We start from the raw sequence: 15,438 nt of genomic DNA, 5'->3' as shown, positions 1-15,438 counted from the left end.
CTGACAGGCCCACGCTGCGCCGGGAGCGAACCGCACATCCTCGAAGGACCACCCATGTCTTCCACCACCGCCGAGCAGCGCACCCAGACAGCACCGCCGCACCCCGGTTCCGCCGTGGCCGGCGTCGGCATTGCCTTGGCTTCCTCGGCGGTGTTCGGGCTCTCGGGATCATTTGCCAAGGGCCTGCTGGAAGCCGGCTGGACGCCTGGTTCCGCGGTGGCGGTGCGCATGGTGGCCGCGGCGCTGGTGCTGTCCCTGCCCGCCGCGTACATGCTGCGCGGCCGGTGGAACCAGTTGCGGCAGAACTGGAAGACCATTGTGCTCTTCGGGTTGATCGGCGTGGCCGGCTGCCAGCTTTTCTACTTCAACGCCGTGGCCACCCTGTCCGTGGGCGTCGCGCTGCTGCTGGAGTTCCTGGCCCCCGTGCTGATTGTTCTCTGGCTGTGGCTGACCAGCCGCCGGAGGCCTCGCCCGGCGACCATCGCCGGTACCGTCGTCGCGGTGGCCGGGCTGATGCTGGTCCTGGATGTCTTTGGGCCGGTAAAGCTCGATCCGGCCGGCGTGCTCTGGGGGCTCGGCGCGGCAGTGTGCCTGGTGGTCTACTTCTTCATCACCGCTAAGCAGAATGATTCGCTTCCCCCGCTGGTCCTGGCCGCCGGCGGCCTACTGGTGGGCGGTGCCGCCATCGTCGTTTTAGGCGCGGTGCAGATCTTGCCGATGGCCTTCAGCACTGCCGACGTGCAGTTCGCCGGCTGGCATACCCAGTGGTGGGTTCCGCTGGCCGGGCTGGTGCTGCTGTCCACGGTGCTTTCCTATGTCACCGGCATCATGGCCGCCCGGGCCCTCGGCTCCAAGGTGGCATCCTTCGTCTCGCTGACCGAGGTGCTGTTCGCCGTCATCTGGGCCTGGCTGCTGCTGGGCGAGCTCCCCGCCATCATCCAGTTGGTCGGCGGCGTGCTGATCGTGGCCGGCGTCGTGCTGGTCCGCTCCGACGAACTGCGCGGCCCCAAGCTCGCCAGACGGCGCCGCCCCAGGACAGGCGGCCGGGAAAGCCGGGTCAGCTGAGCCGTCCGCACGCAGCCGCAGGTCCGGGCTGATTCCGCCCAGAGGCACCGCCGGTGAAAAGGGTACTGATGCGTGAGGTCATGCTTCCACGACGATCGTCCCCGCGGCGCCGTCCACGGAGAGGGTGTCACCGGTCTTGATTCGCGTGGTTGCCTCGGGGACCCCGACGACGGCGGGTATCCCGTATTCGCGGGCGACGACGGCTCCGTGGGAAATGGGCCCGCCCATTTCCATCACCAGTGCCGCGGCGGTCATGAACAGGGGAGTCCATCCCGGGTCGGTTGACGGGGCAACGAGAATTTCGCCGGGTTCCAGCTCTGTGCTGACCGGGTCCAGGATGACTCTGGCTTTGCCGGTCACCGTGCCGGCGGAGGCCGGCGCCCCGACCAGGGTTCCCGGGCGCAGCTTGCCTTCCGCCGACGAAGCCGCGCGGGTTTCCGCAGCCATCGCGGCTTCGACGTCGGTGCCGTCCGAAAGCAGCAACCGGGGGATGTGCGTGCGCCGCATTTCGCGCTGGTAGTTTCGGCGGCGGTCGACGACGGGTCCGCGCAGGTCCGCGCCGCGCAGCCCCACGCGGGCTTCCGTGAAGTCGAGGAAGAAGATGTCGTCGGGTGCCGTGATGCGGCCGGCGGCGGCGAGTTCCTCGCCCACCAGTCGAAGCTGCCTGCGGAGGGCGGCGAGGGTGGCGATGAGGCGGAACTTGGGGGACTCGCGCATGCCGGCGGTTGCGCGTGCGCGTCGTAGGCTGTGGGCCACGATTCTTCCGCGCAGTCTGGACCTTCCGCGGGCCCGTCCGGCCAGCTCGGATGCTTTGGCTTCGGCCGTTTCTGCGGCTCGCTTGAATTGCCGGTTCGGCGCGAGCTCCGGGTCCGTCAGTTTCAAGTAGTTGGCCAGGGCATTGATGATGTGGGCCGGGTCCTCGGACCATCGGGGGATGCCGAGGTCAATCTCGGCCACGGAGCGGTGACCATAGGTGGCGAGGAAAGCGCGCAATTCGCTCTGGCAGACGGCGGGCAGCGCGCACTCAAGATAGCGGCGGGCCAGTAACTGGGGGTCTTCCTCTGTGAGTGTGCGGACTGACTCAGGGTCCTCGCGGATCACACTGGCGGTGCGCCAGAGGTCCAGATCCATCTCCGTGGTCACATTGTGCGGCAAGCCGCGCAGTACCGTCTGCAGGTCGCCGGGCTGGGCCAGCCGGCCCAGCGCCAAACGGGCCAGACCCAGCCAGATGTACCCGGCCGCGGGCGGTGGCAATTCGCGGATGAGGACGGGTGTGACGTCTTTGGCGAGGACGCGCTCCACGAAGTCCAGACGCCGGGCACCGGAGGCTGGCTCTTGCAGAATCAGCGTCCGATCGAACTCGGTACGCGACTCCTGTGCCCGTTCAATCGCTGCGGCGGGGTTGGCCATCGCTCGCAGGACGTGCGGAAGCATGCGCAGTTGGGGGAAGGCGCGGAAGGTTGACTTCAGCGACGCCAAGCGGGACTCCTTGATGAGCGAGAACCGGGGGTCGACTGCCAGGTGCCTCAACACGTCCACGGACCGGGCATCAGCCGCCTTCATCAAGCGCAGTATGCCGCTGCGGCCGCCCTTGCTGCGCAATAGCGGGGTGACGTCGAGATAAATGCGCATTCCGACTTGGGCAAACCGGTAGACAGCCTCGCCATCGCTTGCCCACGCGGCCCGGTTGCTGCCCGCCATCAGATCGACGGATGCCATCCCCATGGGCGTCAGCGGCCGGGTCAGCCCTTGCAGCAGGCTTGCGCACAGATAGGCACGGGCACCGTCGTCGCGGTCGTATGGCTCGGGCAGCGGATACAGCGTGGTGATCGGGCGGGATTGCACCACCCATATTTCGCCGTCCGCTTCGATGGCCCACTCCAGATCCTGCGGCTCGCCAAAGTGTTCCTTCGCGAGGGTGCCGAGCCTAACCAGGGCCTGAACTTGTTCGTCGGTCAGGCACGCCTGCCGCTGGCCGTCCTCCAAAGGAACACGCCCGGTGCCGCCGCCGGGGATGGCCCGGATTTCGATGCGCTTGTCCACCAGCCTGCGCTCAAGGATTTCACCGGTAGCGGCATTGACCCTGAACTGGTCCGGGTTCACGGCCCCGCTGACCAGCGCCTCGCCGAGTCCGGGCGCCGCGTCGACCACGGTCTCCTGACGCCGGCCGGTCAGCGGGTTGGCCGTAAACAACACCCCGGACACGGCGGCATCGACCATTTTTTGAACAACGACGGCGATGCCGACAGAGCCCGGGGCAATCCCGTGATCCGCGCGGTAGGCCGCGGCCCGTTGCGTCCACAGGGAGGCCCAGCATCGGCGGACCGCGGCCAAGAGCGAGTCCGGGCCGATGACATTGAGATAGGTGTCCAGCTGGCCGGCGAAGCTGGCTTCCGGGAGGTCCTCCGCCGTGGAGGAGGACCGCACCGCCACCGGAGTGTCCTCGCCCAGCTGGGCGTAGGCGGCAAGGATGGCTTCGGCGATGTCCTCGGGTACGGAGGTGGCTTCGAGTCTGGTGCGTATCTGCTCGGCGAACCCGGTCAGATCCGGTTCCCCCTCTCTGAGCGCTGTCCGTCCGGCGTCCGCGCCCGCCCGGTCGGAAGACACCTGCAGAGCCTCGAGCACCGGGTCCAGCCCTGCAGCGGTCGCTGCCTGCCGGTAGGCAGCGGTGCGGACGCAGAAGCCGTCCGGGATGGGGAATCCTGCCGCCAGAAGCACGCCGAGGTTGGCGGCCTTGCCCCCAACATCCGGCAACATGCCTGCATCCGCGTCGGCCAGATCGATAACCATGCCCACTGGACGTGGTGTCGGCTGCTCTGCGCTATCCATCATTGACCCCATCACCAGACGGGCAGAAATTATTCATGCGACTCTAAGGCCAGCCCCTGCAAGAATTCAACAGGCAGCGCAAGTGGTCAGCGGACAATTTTGAAGTTGAACAGGGGCGTGCCGAGCGCGCCGTAGAGGCGGAGCCAGAGGGGCAGGAGCATTTCGGCACCGCGGGCGGTGGTGATGTCGCCGAGGTCGATCACCTCCTGGTGGCCGAAGTCCTTCAGGAGCTCGGTGACCGTGGTCTTGGCAGCGGGGTCGTTGCCGGAGACGAAGACCGTGCCGGCCTCGGGGAGCCGGGCCGGATAGGCCTGGAGTTCGGCGTTGAGGGTGTTGAGGGACTTCACGACGCGCGCGGCCGGGAAGGCCCGCTGGATCTGCTCGCCGAGGGAATCAGTGTCCTTGACCAAGAGGGTCGGGGGCATTCCGTGGCTGAAGTCCAGCGGGTTGGCGATGTCCAGTAGGACTTTGCCGTCGAGGTTTTCGGCACCGGCCTGGGTCAGGGCGTCCAGGGACGCGCCGCCTTTGGTTGCGTTGATGATCAGCTCTGCGCCGGCCGTAGCGTCGGCGAAGGTGGCGACATCGACGCCGGCGTTGTCGGCGACCCAGGCGGCGAAGGGCGGAGTGCCCATGCCGTCAGCCTCGGTCCGGGACAGCGTGGTTTCAGGATCGCGGGTTCCGATAGTGACCGTGTGGCCGAGCTCGGCAAGGCGTGCTGCGATGGTTCGGCCGGCCCCGCCGGTTCCGAGGACTGCAGTTTTCATGATGTTCTCCTGTTAATTCCGGCTTTCCCCGATCGAAGGTGCCCCCTTCACCAACTGTGCTCCACCCACGGGAGGCGAGCCAGCCCGGATGGAGAAGTCGCAAAGATGTTATCGCTCAGACGTGGTCAGGCCGGTGGATCATCGAGGCTCAGGGACGCAGGAACTGTAACGCCCGCCACGAGAGCTTGCTCACATATCTATGGCGTGTGGCACAGGGCCTGGTCGCGCAGGTCATATAGTTGATGGCTCAACGAACTTACCGGACGTTCAGTTAGACATGTGGCCGCTCCAAGCGGCCGTGCCAGCAACAAGTTAGGCCCCGCTATGGATATCAAGGCCCGCATCGAGGCGGCTCCCATGAAGCGCACGCAGGTTGGCGTCATCGCCATCTGTATGGCGCTCTACATGATCGACGGTTTCGACGTCCTGGTGATGGCGTTCAGCGCCAACGCCGTGATGGAGGACTGGGGCCTGAGCGCCAGCCAGCTGGGCGTGCTGCTGAGCTCCGCGCTGGTCGGCATGGCGATTGGATCCATCTTCGTGTCCAGCGTGGCGGACGTGATTGGCCGGCAGAAGACGCTGGTGATCGGCGCGGCCATCGTGGCGGTGGGCATGCTGGTCTCGGCCTTCGCGCCCGGCTACGGCGTGCTAGTTGTGTTGCGCTTCATCACCGGCTTGGCCGTGGGCACCCTGCAGGCGACAGCCAACGTTCTGGCGTCCGAGTTTTCCAACGCCAAGCGGCGCTCCACCGCGCTGGCCCTGGTCAGCATCGGGCAGCCGATCGGCGGTGTGCTGGGCGGCATGGCCACCGGTGCACTGATCACCGCGTTCGGCTGGCGCTCCGCCTTCCTCTTCGGCGCCGCCATCACCGTGGTCATGATCCCGTTCATCTGGAAGGCCGTCCCCGAATCGGTCGACTTCCTGCTGGTGCGCCGGCCGGAGAATGCCCTGCAGCGCGTCAACAAGGTGCTGCGCCGGATCGACCAGCCGGCGGTCGCCGAGCTACCCGAGCTGCCGGAGGCCCCGGCCAAGAAGAAGTCCCGCTTCGCGGACGTGCTGACCGGCGTCAACGCCCGCCGCACCATCCTGATCTCGCTGGCGTACTTCATCCTGATGGCCAGCTTCTACTTCGCCAACTCCTGGACCCCCAAGCTGGTCACCGCCAGCGGCTTCAGCCAGCAGGACGGCATCACCGCCGGCGTGCTCTTCAGCGTCGGCGCGATCATCGGCGCAGTGGTTCTGGGCGCCTTCGGGGCCCGCTTCCCCATGCGCAAGGTCCTCGCGGTGTTCTTCGTGATCGGCGGTCTGACCTTCGGCGCGTTCTCGCTCTCCACCGGATCGCTGGCCGGCGCGCTGTTCGCCGCCGCCCTGGTCGGCTTCGGCTCCAACGCCCCAATCGCCGGCATGCTGGCCATTAGCCCCACCTACTACACCTCCGACGTGCGCGGCACCGCACTGGGCCTGGTGATCGGCATGGGCCGCGTCGGCGCCATCGCCTCGCCGATCATCGCCGGCGCGCTGATGGACGGCGGCTGGCAGCCCACCGACCTGTACTTCCTGTTCATCATCCCCATGCTGATCGGCGCCGTGGTGATCTCGATGCTGGGCAAGCCCGTGCTGGCATCGGTCGCCCCGAAGAGCGAAGCGGCCCGCGAGCAGGAACCGGCCGGAAAGCACTAACCACCGGTAGCTCCTCAAGCACCCCCACAACGACGGCGGGGCTCGGCACAGTGCCGAGCCCCGCCGTCGCAGTTCCACACTCCTGCGGCCTGCAGCCACCCGAGCTGGTGGCTGCAAGCCGAAGTATTCCGCTGGAAACACGCACCCCGCTTATATTCCTTGGTCTGCATGCGTGACGCTGGCGCCGCTCAAGTCTTGCCATCCTCTTGCCAGTTCCGGGATGATGCCTAGGCGCGGTGCTTCAGCGCCTGAGCCGAAGGGGATGCCGATGCTGCAGGCATTTGGCTGGGGCTTGCTTGCTGGCTCCTCCTACTTTCTGGGCGGATTGCTTGCCCTGCGGTGGCGGGTCGTCAACAGTCTGCTGCTCGGTGTCCTGACGGGCCTCGGCGCCGGCGCCCTGTTGTCGGCCGTCGCCTACAAGCTCATCGATGAAGCCGGCCGGCTGGCCGGCGGGAGCGGTTTCGTCGGTGCGGGGCTGGTCGGCGGTGCGGTGGCGACGTCGTGGGTGGTGAACGGGGCCAGACGGGACACACGGCTGTCCGCACCCCCTCTCCACGAGCCCCGGTTCCTGGTGATCGGGCTGTCCGTGGTCGCCGAAGCCGTCGTCATCTCCGGCGGCCTGGTCAGCGGTTACGGCCTCACTGCCGCCGTGCTCGCCGCGGTCTTCCTCTGCGGTGTGCCCGAGGCCATGGCCGACACCGGCCCGCTGCGCAAGGCCGGCCTGACGCGCCGCCACGTCATGACCGCCTGGTTAACCATGACGGTCCTGTGCGGCCTATCCGTGGCCTTGTTTACGTTGCTGCTCGGGCCTGCTCCGCCCGAGGTGGTTGCCTTCGTGCTCGCCTTTGCCGGCGGTGGCGTCCTGACGAACGTGACGGTCCGCATGGTGCCGGAGGGCATCCGGGACGCCGGCGCAGCCACCGGCATCGCGATCGCCGTCGGTTTCGGCCTCTCGTTCACCCTCGTGGAGATCCTCGGCAAACCCTGAGGCCGCGGCAACGTGGAGGGGGTGGTGCGATGCCGCGGCGGGGGAGCAGACTGGAACAAGCCAGCAGCCACGACCTACACCGGAGGGCCCGCCATGTGTCGGAATATCCGCCAGCTTCACAATTTCGAACCCGCGGCGACGAACGCCGAAATCGAGGCCGCCGCCCTGCAGTACGTGCGCAAGGTCAGCGGCAGCAACAAGCCGTCGAAGGCGAACGAGGAAGCGTTCAACCGAGCGGTGCACGAAATCGCGCACATCACCGCGCACCTGCTCGACGATCTGGTGACGGCGGCGCCGCCGAAGAACCGCGACGAAGAAGCAGCCAAGGCCCGCGCCCGCGCCGCCGTCCGCTACGGGGCCACCGTCTAGGTGCGCGGGCCAGGGCCCGGTCCATACCGCCCGAAGTGGGGGAGGCACGGGTCGGCCGGCTAGCGGCCGAAGCGGCGCAGCCGCAGCGAGTTGGCCACCACCAACACCGAGCTGGCGGCCATCGCCGCGCCAGCGATCATCGGGTTGAGCAGGCCGAAGGCCGCCACCGGGATGCCCAACGTGTTGTAGGCGAAGGCCCAGAACAGGTTGGACTTGATGGTGGAGAGCGTCTTGCGGCTCAGCTCGATGGACTGCACTACCTGGACCAGATTGCTGCCCATCACGGTCAGGTCCGCGGCCTCGATGGCCACGTCGGTCCCGGCGCCCATGGCGATGCCGAGGTCGGCCTGGGCCAGCGCGGCAGCATCGTTCACGCCGTCGCCCACCATGGCCACGGTCTTGCCTTGCTCCTGCAGCCGCTGGATCGCCGCCACCTTTTCCTCCGGCAGCACGTCGGCGAAGACGTCCTGCGGCCCGATGCCGACCTCGGCCGCCACCTCGGCGGCGACGGCGGCGTTGTCGCCGGTGAGCAGGATGGGGTGCAGGCCCAGCTCTTTAAACCGGGAGATGGCAGCCGCCGAGTGCTCCTTGACGGTGTCCTGGAGGTTGACGATTCCAATAACCGCTCCGTCCACGGCGACCCACACCGCGGTTGACCCGGCCTGCTGCTGTTCCAGCAGGACCCGGCGGTGCTCGTCGGAGAGGGAGATGCCGTTCTCGTCCATCCAGTTGTTGCGGCCCACCACCACGGTGCTGGCGCGGCCGTCGCGTTCGGTGATGGTGCCGCGGACACCGCCGCCCGCCGTGCTGTGGAAGTCGGCGAGGGCCGGCAGCGCAGCGTCAGCCTTGCCGTCCCAGGCACCGGTGCCGCCGTCGACCGGTGTTGCGGTGCGCGCCGCCACGTCCCGGGCAGCTGCCACGATGGCCAGGGCGATCGGGTGCTCGGAGCCGGCCTCGACGGCGCCGGCCAGCAGCAGGACGTCGTCTTCGCTGCGGTCCGCCAGCGCCACCACGCCATCCACCGCTTGCTGACCGGTGGTCACGGTGCCGGTCTTGTCCAGCACGATGGTGTCCACGTGCCGGGTGTCCTCGAGGATCTGCGGCCCCTTGATCAGGATGCCCAGCTGGGAAGCCCGGCCGGTGCCGGTGAGCAGGGCGGTCGGCGTGGCGAGTCCCAGCGCACACGGGCAGGCGATGACCAGCACCGTCACGGCTGCGGTGAAGGCCGACCGCAGGTCACCGGTGAACACCATCCACAGGATGAACGTGACGACGGCGATGACCAGCACGATCGGCACGAAGACGGAACTGATCCGGTCCGCCAGCCGGGCGACCGGGGCTTTGCCGGCCTGGGCCTGGCTGACCAGCCGGCCCATCTGCGCCAGCGTGGTCTCCGAGCCCACCCGGGTGGCGCGGACCAGCAGCCGGCCGGAGGTGTTGATGGTGGCGCCGATGACGGTGTCGTCAACGTCCACTTCCACCGGCACCGATTCACCGGTCAGCAGCGAGGTGTCGACGGCGGAGTGCCCGTCTACCACGTAGCCGTCGGTGGGAATCTTTTCGCCGGGCCGGACCACCATGATGTCGCCGGGCACCAGGTCGGCCGCCGGCACCTTCATTTCGACGTCGTTTCGCAGCACGGTGGCTTCCTTGGCACCCAGGTCCAGCAGGGACTTCAGCGCGTCGCCGGCCTTCTGCTTGGCGTTGGCTTCGAGGTAGCGGCCCAGCAGCAGGAAGGTCACCACTACCGCAGCGGTCTCAAAGTACAGGGCGTGCTCGGCCATGTTGCCGTGCACGTGTTCGGTCATCATCGGATCCATGACCAGCTGCCAGGCGGAGAAGAAGAAGGCCGCCAGCACGCCGATGGACACCAGCGTGTCCATGGTGGAGGCAAAATGCCGGGCGTTGACCGCGGCGGCGCGGTGGAACGGCCAGGCCGCCCAGAACACCACCGGGATGCTCAGGGCGAAGGCGACCCAGCCCCAGTGCGGGAACTGGGCGCCGGGAATCATCGAGATGATGAAGACCGGCACGGTGAGGATCGCGGCCGTCCACAGGCGCGGCCGGAGCTGGTCGGCGGTACCGCCGTGCGCCATGTGGTCTTCATGGTCCGCGTGGTCGCCGCGGTCCGCGGCGCCGTCGTGGTCATGGTGGTCAGCTTCGGGATGCCCGGCGTGACCTGATCCTGCAGGTCCGTGGTCCGAGGCGCGGCCGGCATGCGGCTGCTGCTTCACCCGCGCCTTGTAGCCGGTGGCGTTCACCGTATCCAGCAGTTGCTGGTCGGTGACTCCGTGCGGGACGTTCACCACGGCGGATTCCAGCGGCAGGTTCACACTCGCCTCGACGCCCTCGATCTTGCCGAGCTTGCGCTCCACGCGGTTCACGCAGGAGGCACAGGTCATGCCTTCGATCGCCAGTTCTACGGTCCGGGCCGGAGCCGGATCGACTACAGGGTCCTGGGTGGCGGGATGGGAGGCCATCAGCTGGTCATCTCGATTCTCGGTGGGCGGGCCGCGGGCTGACGCGGCACATCAGGTGCTGGGCAAGGAAGGTAACGGGCGGCGGCGGGAGGCGCCGCCGTCGTACGCGTTAAGCGATGTTTGCGACGACGGTGTACCCGGCTTCGGCGACGGCTTCGCCGACCTGTGCCGGATCCAGTTGGGCCTCGGAGCGGACCGTGGCGGTGGAAATACCGCCCTTGTTCAGGCGAATGCTGACGTCCTGGACGCCGTCGAGGGCCTTGAGTTCTTCGGTTACGGCGTCCACGCAGTGGCTGCAGGTCATGCCGTCGATGCTGATGGTGGTGGTGCTCATAAAAATCTCCTGGGGTGGGTGTTCGGGGAGGGTGGCGTCAGCGCAGTAGCCGGCCGATGGCGTCCGAGGCTTCTTTGACCTTGTCCTGGACGATCCGCGGATCGTCGTTGAGCTCGGATTCCTTGGCGGCGCCGACCACGCAATGTCCGATGTGGTCTTCGAGCAGGCCGACGCTCACCGCATGCAAGGCCTTGTTGACCGCGGCCACCTGGGTGAGGATGTCAATGCAGTACTTGTCCTCTTCCACCATGCGGGCGATGCCGCGGACCTGGCCTTCGACCCGCTTCAAGCGGCGCAGGTAGGCGTCCTTGTCCGAGGTGTAGGCGTGGCCGATGTGCTCGTCGACGGCGGCGGGGTCAGTAACGCTGGGCAGGGAGGTGTGGTTCATGGCTTCCTCATTCCGGGGACTACACGACCAAGGTATACCCCCTAGGGGTATGACGCAAGGGTTTGTGGCGGATGCCATGGGTGCGGGGCGGCGGATGGGTGATGGCAGGGCGACGACGACGGCGGTGCTGCTTGCGGGGCGGGGCGCACCAAGCCGCCCGGTGGAGGTGCCGGGCGGCCGTGGGACTTACTGGTGTTGCGGCGTGCGCAGGGTGCGGAAAGCAAGCCACGCGGACGCGACCATCAGGGCGCCTGCCAGTCCGGCGGTGACGGTGACGCCGCTGTCGAAGGCGTGGACCGCGGAGTCGAGCAAGGCGGCACCGGTGCGCTCCGGCAGCTGATCCGCGACGGTGATGGCGCCGCCCAGGGTCTCGCCGGCGGCGTGCTGCTGTTCGGCGGTCAGCCCGGACGGCAGGTCGATGTTCTGCCGGTAGGCGCCGACGAGGATGCTGCCGAGCACCGCGGTCCCGAAGACGGAGCCGACTTCGTAGGCCGTCTCTGACACGGCGGAGGCCGCGCCGGCCTTGGCCGCCGGGACGCTGGAGAGGATCAGGTCGTTCGAGAGCGTTTCGGAAGCGCCGACGCCGGCGCCGAGCAGTCCGAACGCGGCCATCAAGGTCAAAGCCGAGGCGTCCGGGGTGGAGGCCGCCAGCCAGTACGCCGCCGCGGACAACAGCAGGGCTCCGGCCACCACCAGGTGCGGGGAAACCCGGCGCACCAGCGGCACCGCCAGCAGCCCGGCGGCGATCGTCACCAACAGGCCGGGCAGTAGCACCAGGCCGGCCCGCAGCGGGCTGAGTCCGAGGACCAACTGGAGGTGCTGGGAGACGAAGTAGAGGAAGCCCACCAGGGAGAAAACGGCCAAAAGGTTGACCAACACGGCGCCGGTGAACGGGCGGTAGCGGAACAGCCGGACGTCCAGCATGGGATTCGAACGCTGCAGCTGGCGGCGGACAAAGAGCCAGCCGGACAGGATGCCGGCGGCGGCCGCGGCGATGGCAGTCGGGTCCCCGCCGGCGGCCAACTGTTTGATGGCGAAGACAACCGGCAGCAGCGCGGCGACCGAAAGCAGGATGCTGGGCACGTCCACCGGCCCCGGCTCGGGGTCGCGCGACTCCGGCACAAACACCGGTGTCAGCACCAGCATCGGCAGCAGCATGGGAACCGCCAGCAGGAACACCGAACCCCACCAGAAGTGCTCCAGCAGTACGCCGCCCAGCAGCGGGCCGAGCGCGGCGCCGGCGGAGAAGCCGGCGGCCCAGATGGCCACGGCCAGGCGCCGCTGGCTCCGGTCGGTGAAAATGTTCCGGATCAGGGACAGGGTGGCCGGCATCAGCATGGCCCCGAAGATGCCCAGGCCAGCGCGGGCGGCAACCAGCAGCTCTGCGCTCGGCGAGAACGCGGCCAGGGCGGAGAGTGCGGCGAAGCCGGCGGCGCCGATCATCAGCATCCTGCGACGGCCGAAGCGGTCGCCCAGGCTGCCCATCGCCACCAGCAGGCCCGCGAGCACCAGCGGGTAGATGTCGATAATCCACAAGAGCGTGGTGCCGCTGGTGTTGAAGGCCAGCGAAATGGCCGGCACGGCAAAGCTCAGCACGGTGTTGTCTACGGCGACCAGCAGGACCGGCAGCATCAAAACGGTCAGGGCGGTCCATTCCTTGCGGCCGGCGCGCTGGGTGACGGTAAGCATGGTGCATCTTTCGGAAACAGGGGTTTGGATGATCCTTTAACTGTACCGTCTGGACGGTATACTGACAAGCCGGCTCAGCATTGCCGACGCAGCGGAAGGACTGCGTCCTAGGATGGTTGGATGGCCAGTGCGAAAGACCGGATCCTCGACAACTTCGAGGACATCCTGATTAAAGAGGGCGAGAGAGCCGCCACCATGGATGCCGTTGCGGCGGCTGCCGGAGTGTCCAAAGGCGGGCTGCTCTACCACTTCCCTTCCAAGGAGGCGATGGTCGAGGGGCTCTGCGACCGGCTCGCGGAACTGTCGGCCGAGGACGCGGAGCGGATCAGTAGTGCCCCGGAGGGTGCGGCCCGCTACTACGTGCGGACCTCCAACTACGTTGACTCACCCCTGGACCGCGCGATCGTAGCCTTGGCCCGGCTGGTCCAGCAGGGCCACCCCGCTGCAGCCCAGACGTTCGCGCGGATCCAGCAACTCTGGCTGGACACGTTGGAGCAGGCCTTGGGCAGCCGGGCCGTGGCCCAAGCGGTGAAGCTGATCGGCGACGGTCTGTACTACAGCGCGACGTTCGTTTCGCCGGATGCGCAGCAGCATCAGATGGCCGACGGCGAGATGGAAGCCCTGCTACAACAGGTCGACGCGTTGGTCGGACGCGGCTGATTCGGGCCCTCGTTTTGGGCTTAGCTGGTTTCGTGCGACAGGATGAACCGTATAATCACGCACCGCACCCCACGATGAGAGGAACCCATGTCCACCCCTAACGGTCCCGGGGAATACCCCGAACCCACCACGTCCGGACTGCCGCAGGCACCCCAAAGCACCTACCCGACCTACCCCCAGCAGGGAGCCGGCCAGCAAACCTACCCGCAGCAGAACGCCCCGTACGGCTACCCGGGCCAGCCCGTCCCGGGACAGCCGGTTCCCGGCAAGACCATGGGAATCGTCGGCTTTGTCCTGTCGCTGCTCGGTCCGCTGACCGTGGCCGGCCTGATCGTCAGCATCATCGGCATGGTGCAGTCCAAGCGCGCCAACGCCAAGAACGGCTTCGCGCTGGCGGGCATCATCATCGGCGCGGTGGGGACCGTGCTGCTGATCCTGTTCACCATCATCACGATCGTAGGCATCGCCTACATGGTGGAGGTCTGTGGCGACCTCGGGCCGGGCACCCACTTCGAGGACGGCGTCACCTACACCTGCAGCTGACCTTCCCAGCCTCTTCACCAGGAGCCGGTGCGACCCTTCCCGGGGCCGCACCGGCTCCTGGTTTCTGATCGGGCGGGAATCTTATGCTCCGTTGGACAGAATGGCCCACGACTTCAGGAGTTGCCGTGGTTCCCGTCAGGCTTGCGGGGAGGTTTGCTCGTTACGTGAGGCGAGGATTTGGTCATACCCTGCTTTGAATGTTGGGTACTGCAAGGTTCCAAGTAACGAGAGGAGCCGCGCGCCGCTGAGGACCGTCCCGCTGGCAACCTCGGGCTGGATCCTCGGGGGTAGTTGGAGTCCCAGCCGGTGTGCGATGTAAGTGACGACCTCGCCCAGTGCCGCAGGAGCCTGATCGACGGCGTGCAGGGTAGGCGGCAGATTCTCTGCGAACAGCAGTGCTTGCAGGGTTCGGACCAGATCGGTCTCGTGGATGCGGTTCGTACGCTTCGCATACTGGACCGGGGTGCCCTCGATGACTTTCCTCAGAAGCATCTCTCGCCCAGGCCCGTAAATCCCAGCAGGCCTGACGATATGCGCGCCGAAGAGCTCGGACGCGAGAAGCTCTCCGTCAAGAAGGCTCCTACCTCGCGGAGTCACCGGGGCGGGGGTGTCCACTTCTGTGAGCGCCCGCTGTTCTGTTTTCCCTTCGAACACGCGGGTGGAGGAAACGCATACCACTCTTCGCGGCCTAGTCGGTAGTGCGGCGGAGAGGTTCCTGAGTGCGGCGAGGTAACCATCCGACCGGTCAGCAGCCGCTTGGGTGTCGGGGGTGAGGGTAACAACCATCGCATCAACGCTAGGCAATTCATGCCGGACCGGTTCCCGGAGGTCAACAGGCAGGGCGGAGAATGCGGCAGGCAGGACGGCCGTGTTTCGGCGGAGCGCGAACACCTGCGCCCCTGCGCCTAGGAGGCGCTGGCCCAGACGCGTACCGACCTTCCCGCAACCGACGAGCAGGATCCGCCCAGGCATTTCGTGCACTGTTCCAACTGAGTCGGGCATGTTTGACAATCCAAGCTCCTCCGCTTGCGCCATGTGAGGCCCTTATTGTCCCCCGTGCCATGTGGCATAGTCTCCCGGGGACCACAGCGGTTCACGATGCTGTCAAGGATCAGCGTTGGGCGTTGAATCTTAGCCGGGGAAGTAGCTGAACCCGAGGTTCGGAAGAGCAGGCGTACATAATGCGCCACATTGGACCGAGGAGAGTAAGGGTCGCTGATGGCCAAGGTGTTCGAGGAGGCGCAAAGTCGCAGCTACCGCCCTGCTGACAGCAGCATTCCTTACCGTTCCGCTTCAATGTGGCGTATGGCGTACATGCGCCTGCCGTCGGACACCGGCCTCGGCACCCTGGCCCGCCCCCATCCGGCTCGCCGACAGCCAGATTCCCGACAAGTACTTTCCAATGGAATCTACTTGTGGGGCTGTTAGCAACCTGACCGATGACGGACGAGGGGCGCTGCGCAGCCATTTGGATGCCTTGCACGCCCTGATCGAAGAACTTTAAGCGGGCCTACACCGGCGGTGCGGAAGCAACGCGGCCTCGGGGAGCCGCTCGTCGTTCGAGTGCCAGCGGGCAGTGTGTAGCCCGCAGCTCATGTGGAGGTGTTGTCCACGGGGTGCGGAGGGGGGTACCCGGCCTTTTCAGGCCG

13 protein-coding genes are annotated in these 15,438 nt (G+C 67.2%); 6 read left to right on the top strand and 7 right to left on the bottom strand.

Going from position 1 to position 15,438, the window contains the following annotated elements; all coding sequences use genetic code 11:
* Nucleotides 1–54: 54 nt before the first annotated feature.
* Complete coding sequence (locus tag AC5RWT_RS01830; protein ID WP_494078883.1) at nucleotides 55–1,065, top strand: EamA family transporter; 1,011 nt, start codon at nucleotides 55–57, stop codon at nucleotides 1,063–1,065.
* Between the two features lie 78 nt (nucleotides 1,066–1,143).
* Here the strand turns inward: AC5RWT_RS01830 and AC5RWT_RS01825 are convergent, their stop codons facing one another.
* Both AC5RWT_RS01825 and AC5RWT_RS01820 read right to left on the bottom strand, forming a co-directional pair.
* Nucleotides 1,144–3,855 (bottom strand): PEP/pyruvate-binding domain-containing protein, encoded by a 2,712-nt coding sequence (locus AC5RWT_RS01825; RefSeq protein WP_494078983.1) that lies wholly within the window; start codon nucleotides 3,853–3,855, stop codon nucleotides 1,144–1,146.
* Between the two features lie 125 nt (nucleotides 3,856–3,980).
* A complete protein-coding gene (locus AC5RWT_RS01820; RefSeq protein WP_494078882.1) occupies nucleotides 3,981–4,658 on the bottom strand; it encodes an NADPH-dependent F420 reductase in 678 nt (225 codons plus the stop codon).
* A 324-nt stretch (nucleotides 4,659–4,982) separates the two neighbouring features.
* Here AC5RWT_RS01820 and AC5RWT_RS01815 point away from each other — a divergent pair, with 324 nt between their 5' ends.
* From AC5RWT_RS01815 to AC5RWT_RS01805, 3 genes are all read left to right on the top strand, one after another.
* Nucleotides 4,983–6,338 carry an MFS transporter gene (locus tag AC5RWT_RS01815; RefSeq protein WP_494043126.1) on the top strand — a complete coding sequence of 452 codons (1,356 nt, stop codon included), beginning with the start codon at nucleotides 4,983–4,985 and terminating at the stop codon, nucleotides 6,336–6,338.
* A 268-nt stretch (nucleotides 6,339–6,606) separates the two neighbouring features.
* The gene (locus AC5RWT_RS01810) at nucleotides 6,607–7,326 is read left to right on the top strand and encodes a ZIP family metal transporter (RefSeq protein WP_494043125.1); all 720 of its coding nucleotides are present in this window, start codon (nucleotides 6,607–6,609) and stop codon (nucleotides 7,324–7,326) included.
* A 93-nt stretch (nucleotides 7,327–7,419) separates the two neighbouring features.
* Nucleotides 7,420–7,695, top strand: a complete 276-nt coding sequence (locus tag AC5RWT_RS01805; RefSeq protein ID WP_494043124.1) for a DUF2277 domain-containing protein — start codon at nucleotides 7,420–7,422, stop codon at nucleotides 7,693–7,695.
* Between the two features lie 59 nt (nucleotides 7,696–7,754).
* Here the strand turns inward: AC5RWT_RS01805 and AC5RWT_RS01800 are convergent, their stop codons facing one another.
* The 4 genes from AC5RWT_RS01800 to AC5RWT_RS01785 form a co-directional block, all read right to left on the bottom strand.
* Nucleotides 7,755–10,175 carry a heavy metal translocating P-type ATPase gene (locus AC5RWT_RS01800; protein ID WP_494078881.1) on the bottom strand — a complete coding sequence of 807 codons (2,421 nt, stop codon included), beginning with the start codon at nucleotides 10,173–10,175 and terminating at the stop codon, nucleotides 7,755–7,757.
* A 109-nt stretch (nucleotides 10,176–10,284) separates the two neighbouring features.
* Nucleotides 10,285–10,509 (bottom strand): heavy-metal-associated domain-containing protein, encoded by a 225-nt coding sequence (locus AC5RWT_RS01795; RefSeq protein WP_494043122.1) that lies wholly within the window; start codon nucleotides 10,507–10,509, stop codon nucleotides 10,285–10,287.
* 37 nt (nucleotides 10,510–10,546) lie between these two features.
* Complete coding sequence (locus AC5RWT_RS01790) at nucleotides 10,547–10,897, bottom strand: metal-sensitive transcriptional regulator (protein ID WP_494043121.1); 351 nt, start codon at nucleotides 10,895–10,897, stop codon at nucleotides 10,547–10,549.
* A gap of 186 nt (nucleotides 10,898–11,083) precedes the next feature.
* Complete coding sequence (locus tag AC5RWT_RS01785; protein WP_494078880.1) at nucleotides 11,084–12,586, bottom strand: MFS transporter; 1,503 nt, start codon at nucleotides 12,584–12,586, stop codon at nucleotides 11,084–11,086.
* A 120-nt stretch (nucleotides 12,587–12,706) separates the two neighbouring features.
* Between AC5RWT_RS01785 and AC5RWT_RS01780 the strand changes: the two genes are divergently transcribed.
* Together AC5RWT_RS01780 and AC5RWT_RS01775 are read left to right on the top strand one after the other, a co-directional pair.
* Nucleotides 12,707–13,246, top strand: a complete 540-nt coding sequence (locus AC5RWT_RS01780) for a TetR/AcrR family transcriptional regulator (RefSeq protein ID WP_494078879.1) — start codon at nucleotides 12,707–12,709, stop codon at nucleotides 13,244–13,246.
* An 87-nt stretch (nucleotides 13,247–13,333) separates the two neighbouring features.
* Nucleotides 13,334–13,789 carry a DUF4190 domain-containing protein gene (locus AC5RWT_RS01775; RefSeq protein WP_494078878.1) on the top strand — a complete coding sequence of 152 codons (456 nt, stop codon included), beginning with the start codon at nucleotides 13,334–13,336 and terminating at the stop codon, nucleotides 13,787–13,789.
* A gap of 135 nt (nucleotides 13,790–13,924) precedes the next feature.
* Here AC5RWT_RS01775 and AC5RWT_RS01770 read toward each other — a convergent pair whose 3' ends face one another.
* Entirely contained in the window at nucleotides 13,925–14,761 is an 837-nt protein-coding gene (locus AC5RWT_RS01770) for a sugar nucleotide-binding protein (RefSeq protein ID WP_494078982.1), read from the bottom strand.
* Between the last annotated feature and the right edge of the window lie 677 nt (nucleotides 14,762–15,438).

It is taken from the genome of Arthrobacter sp. Dra40 (assembly GCF_059091905.1).
The sequence above is the reverse complement of the archived record's forward strand: the minus strand, read 5'-3'. Positions and strand labels throughout refer to the sequence as shown.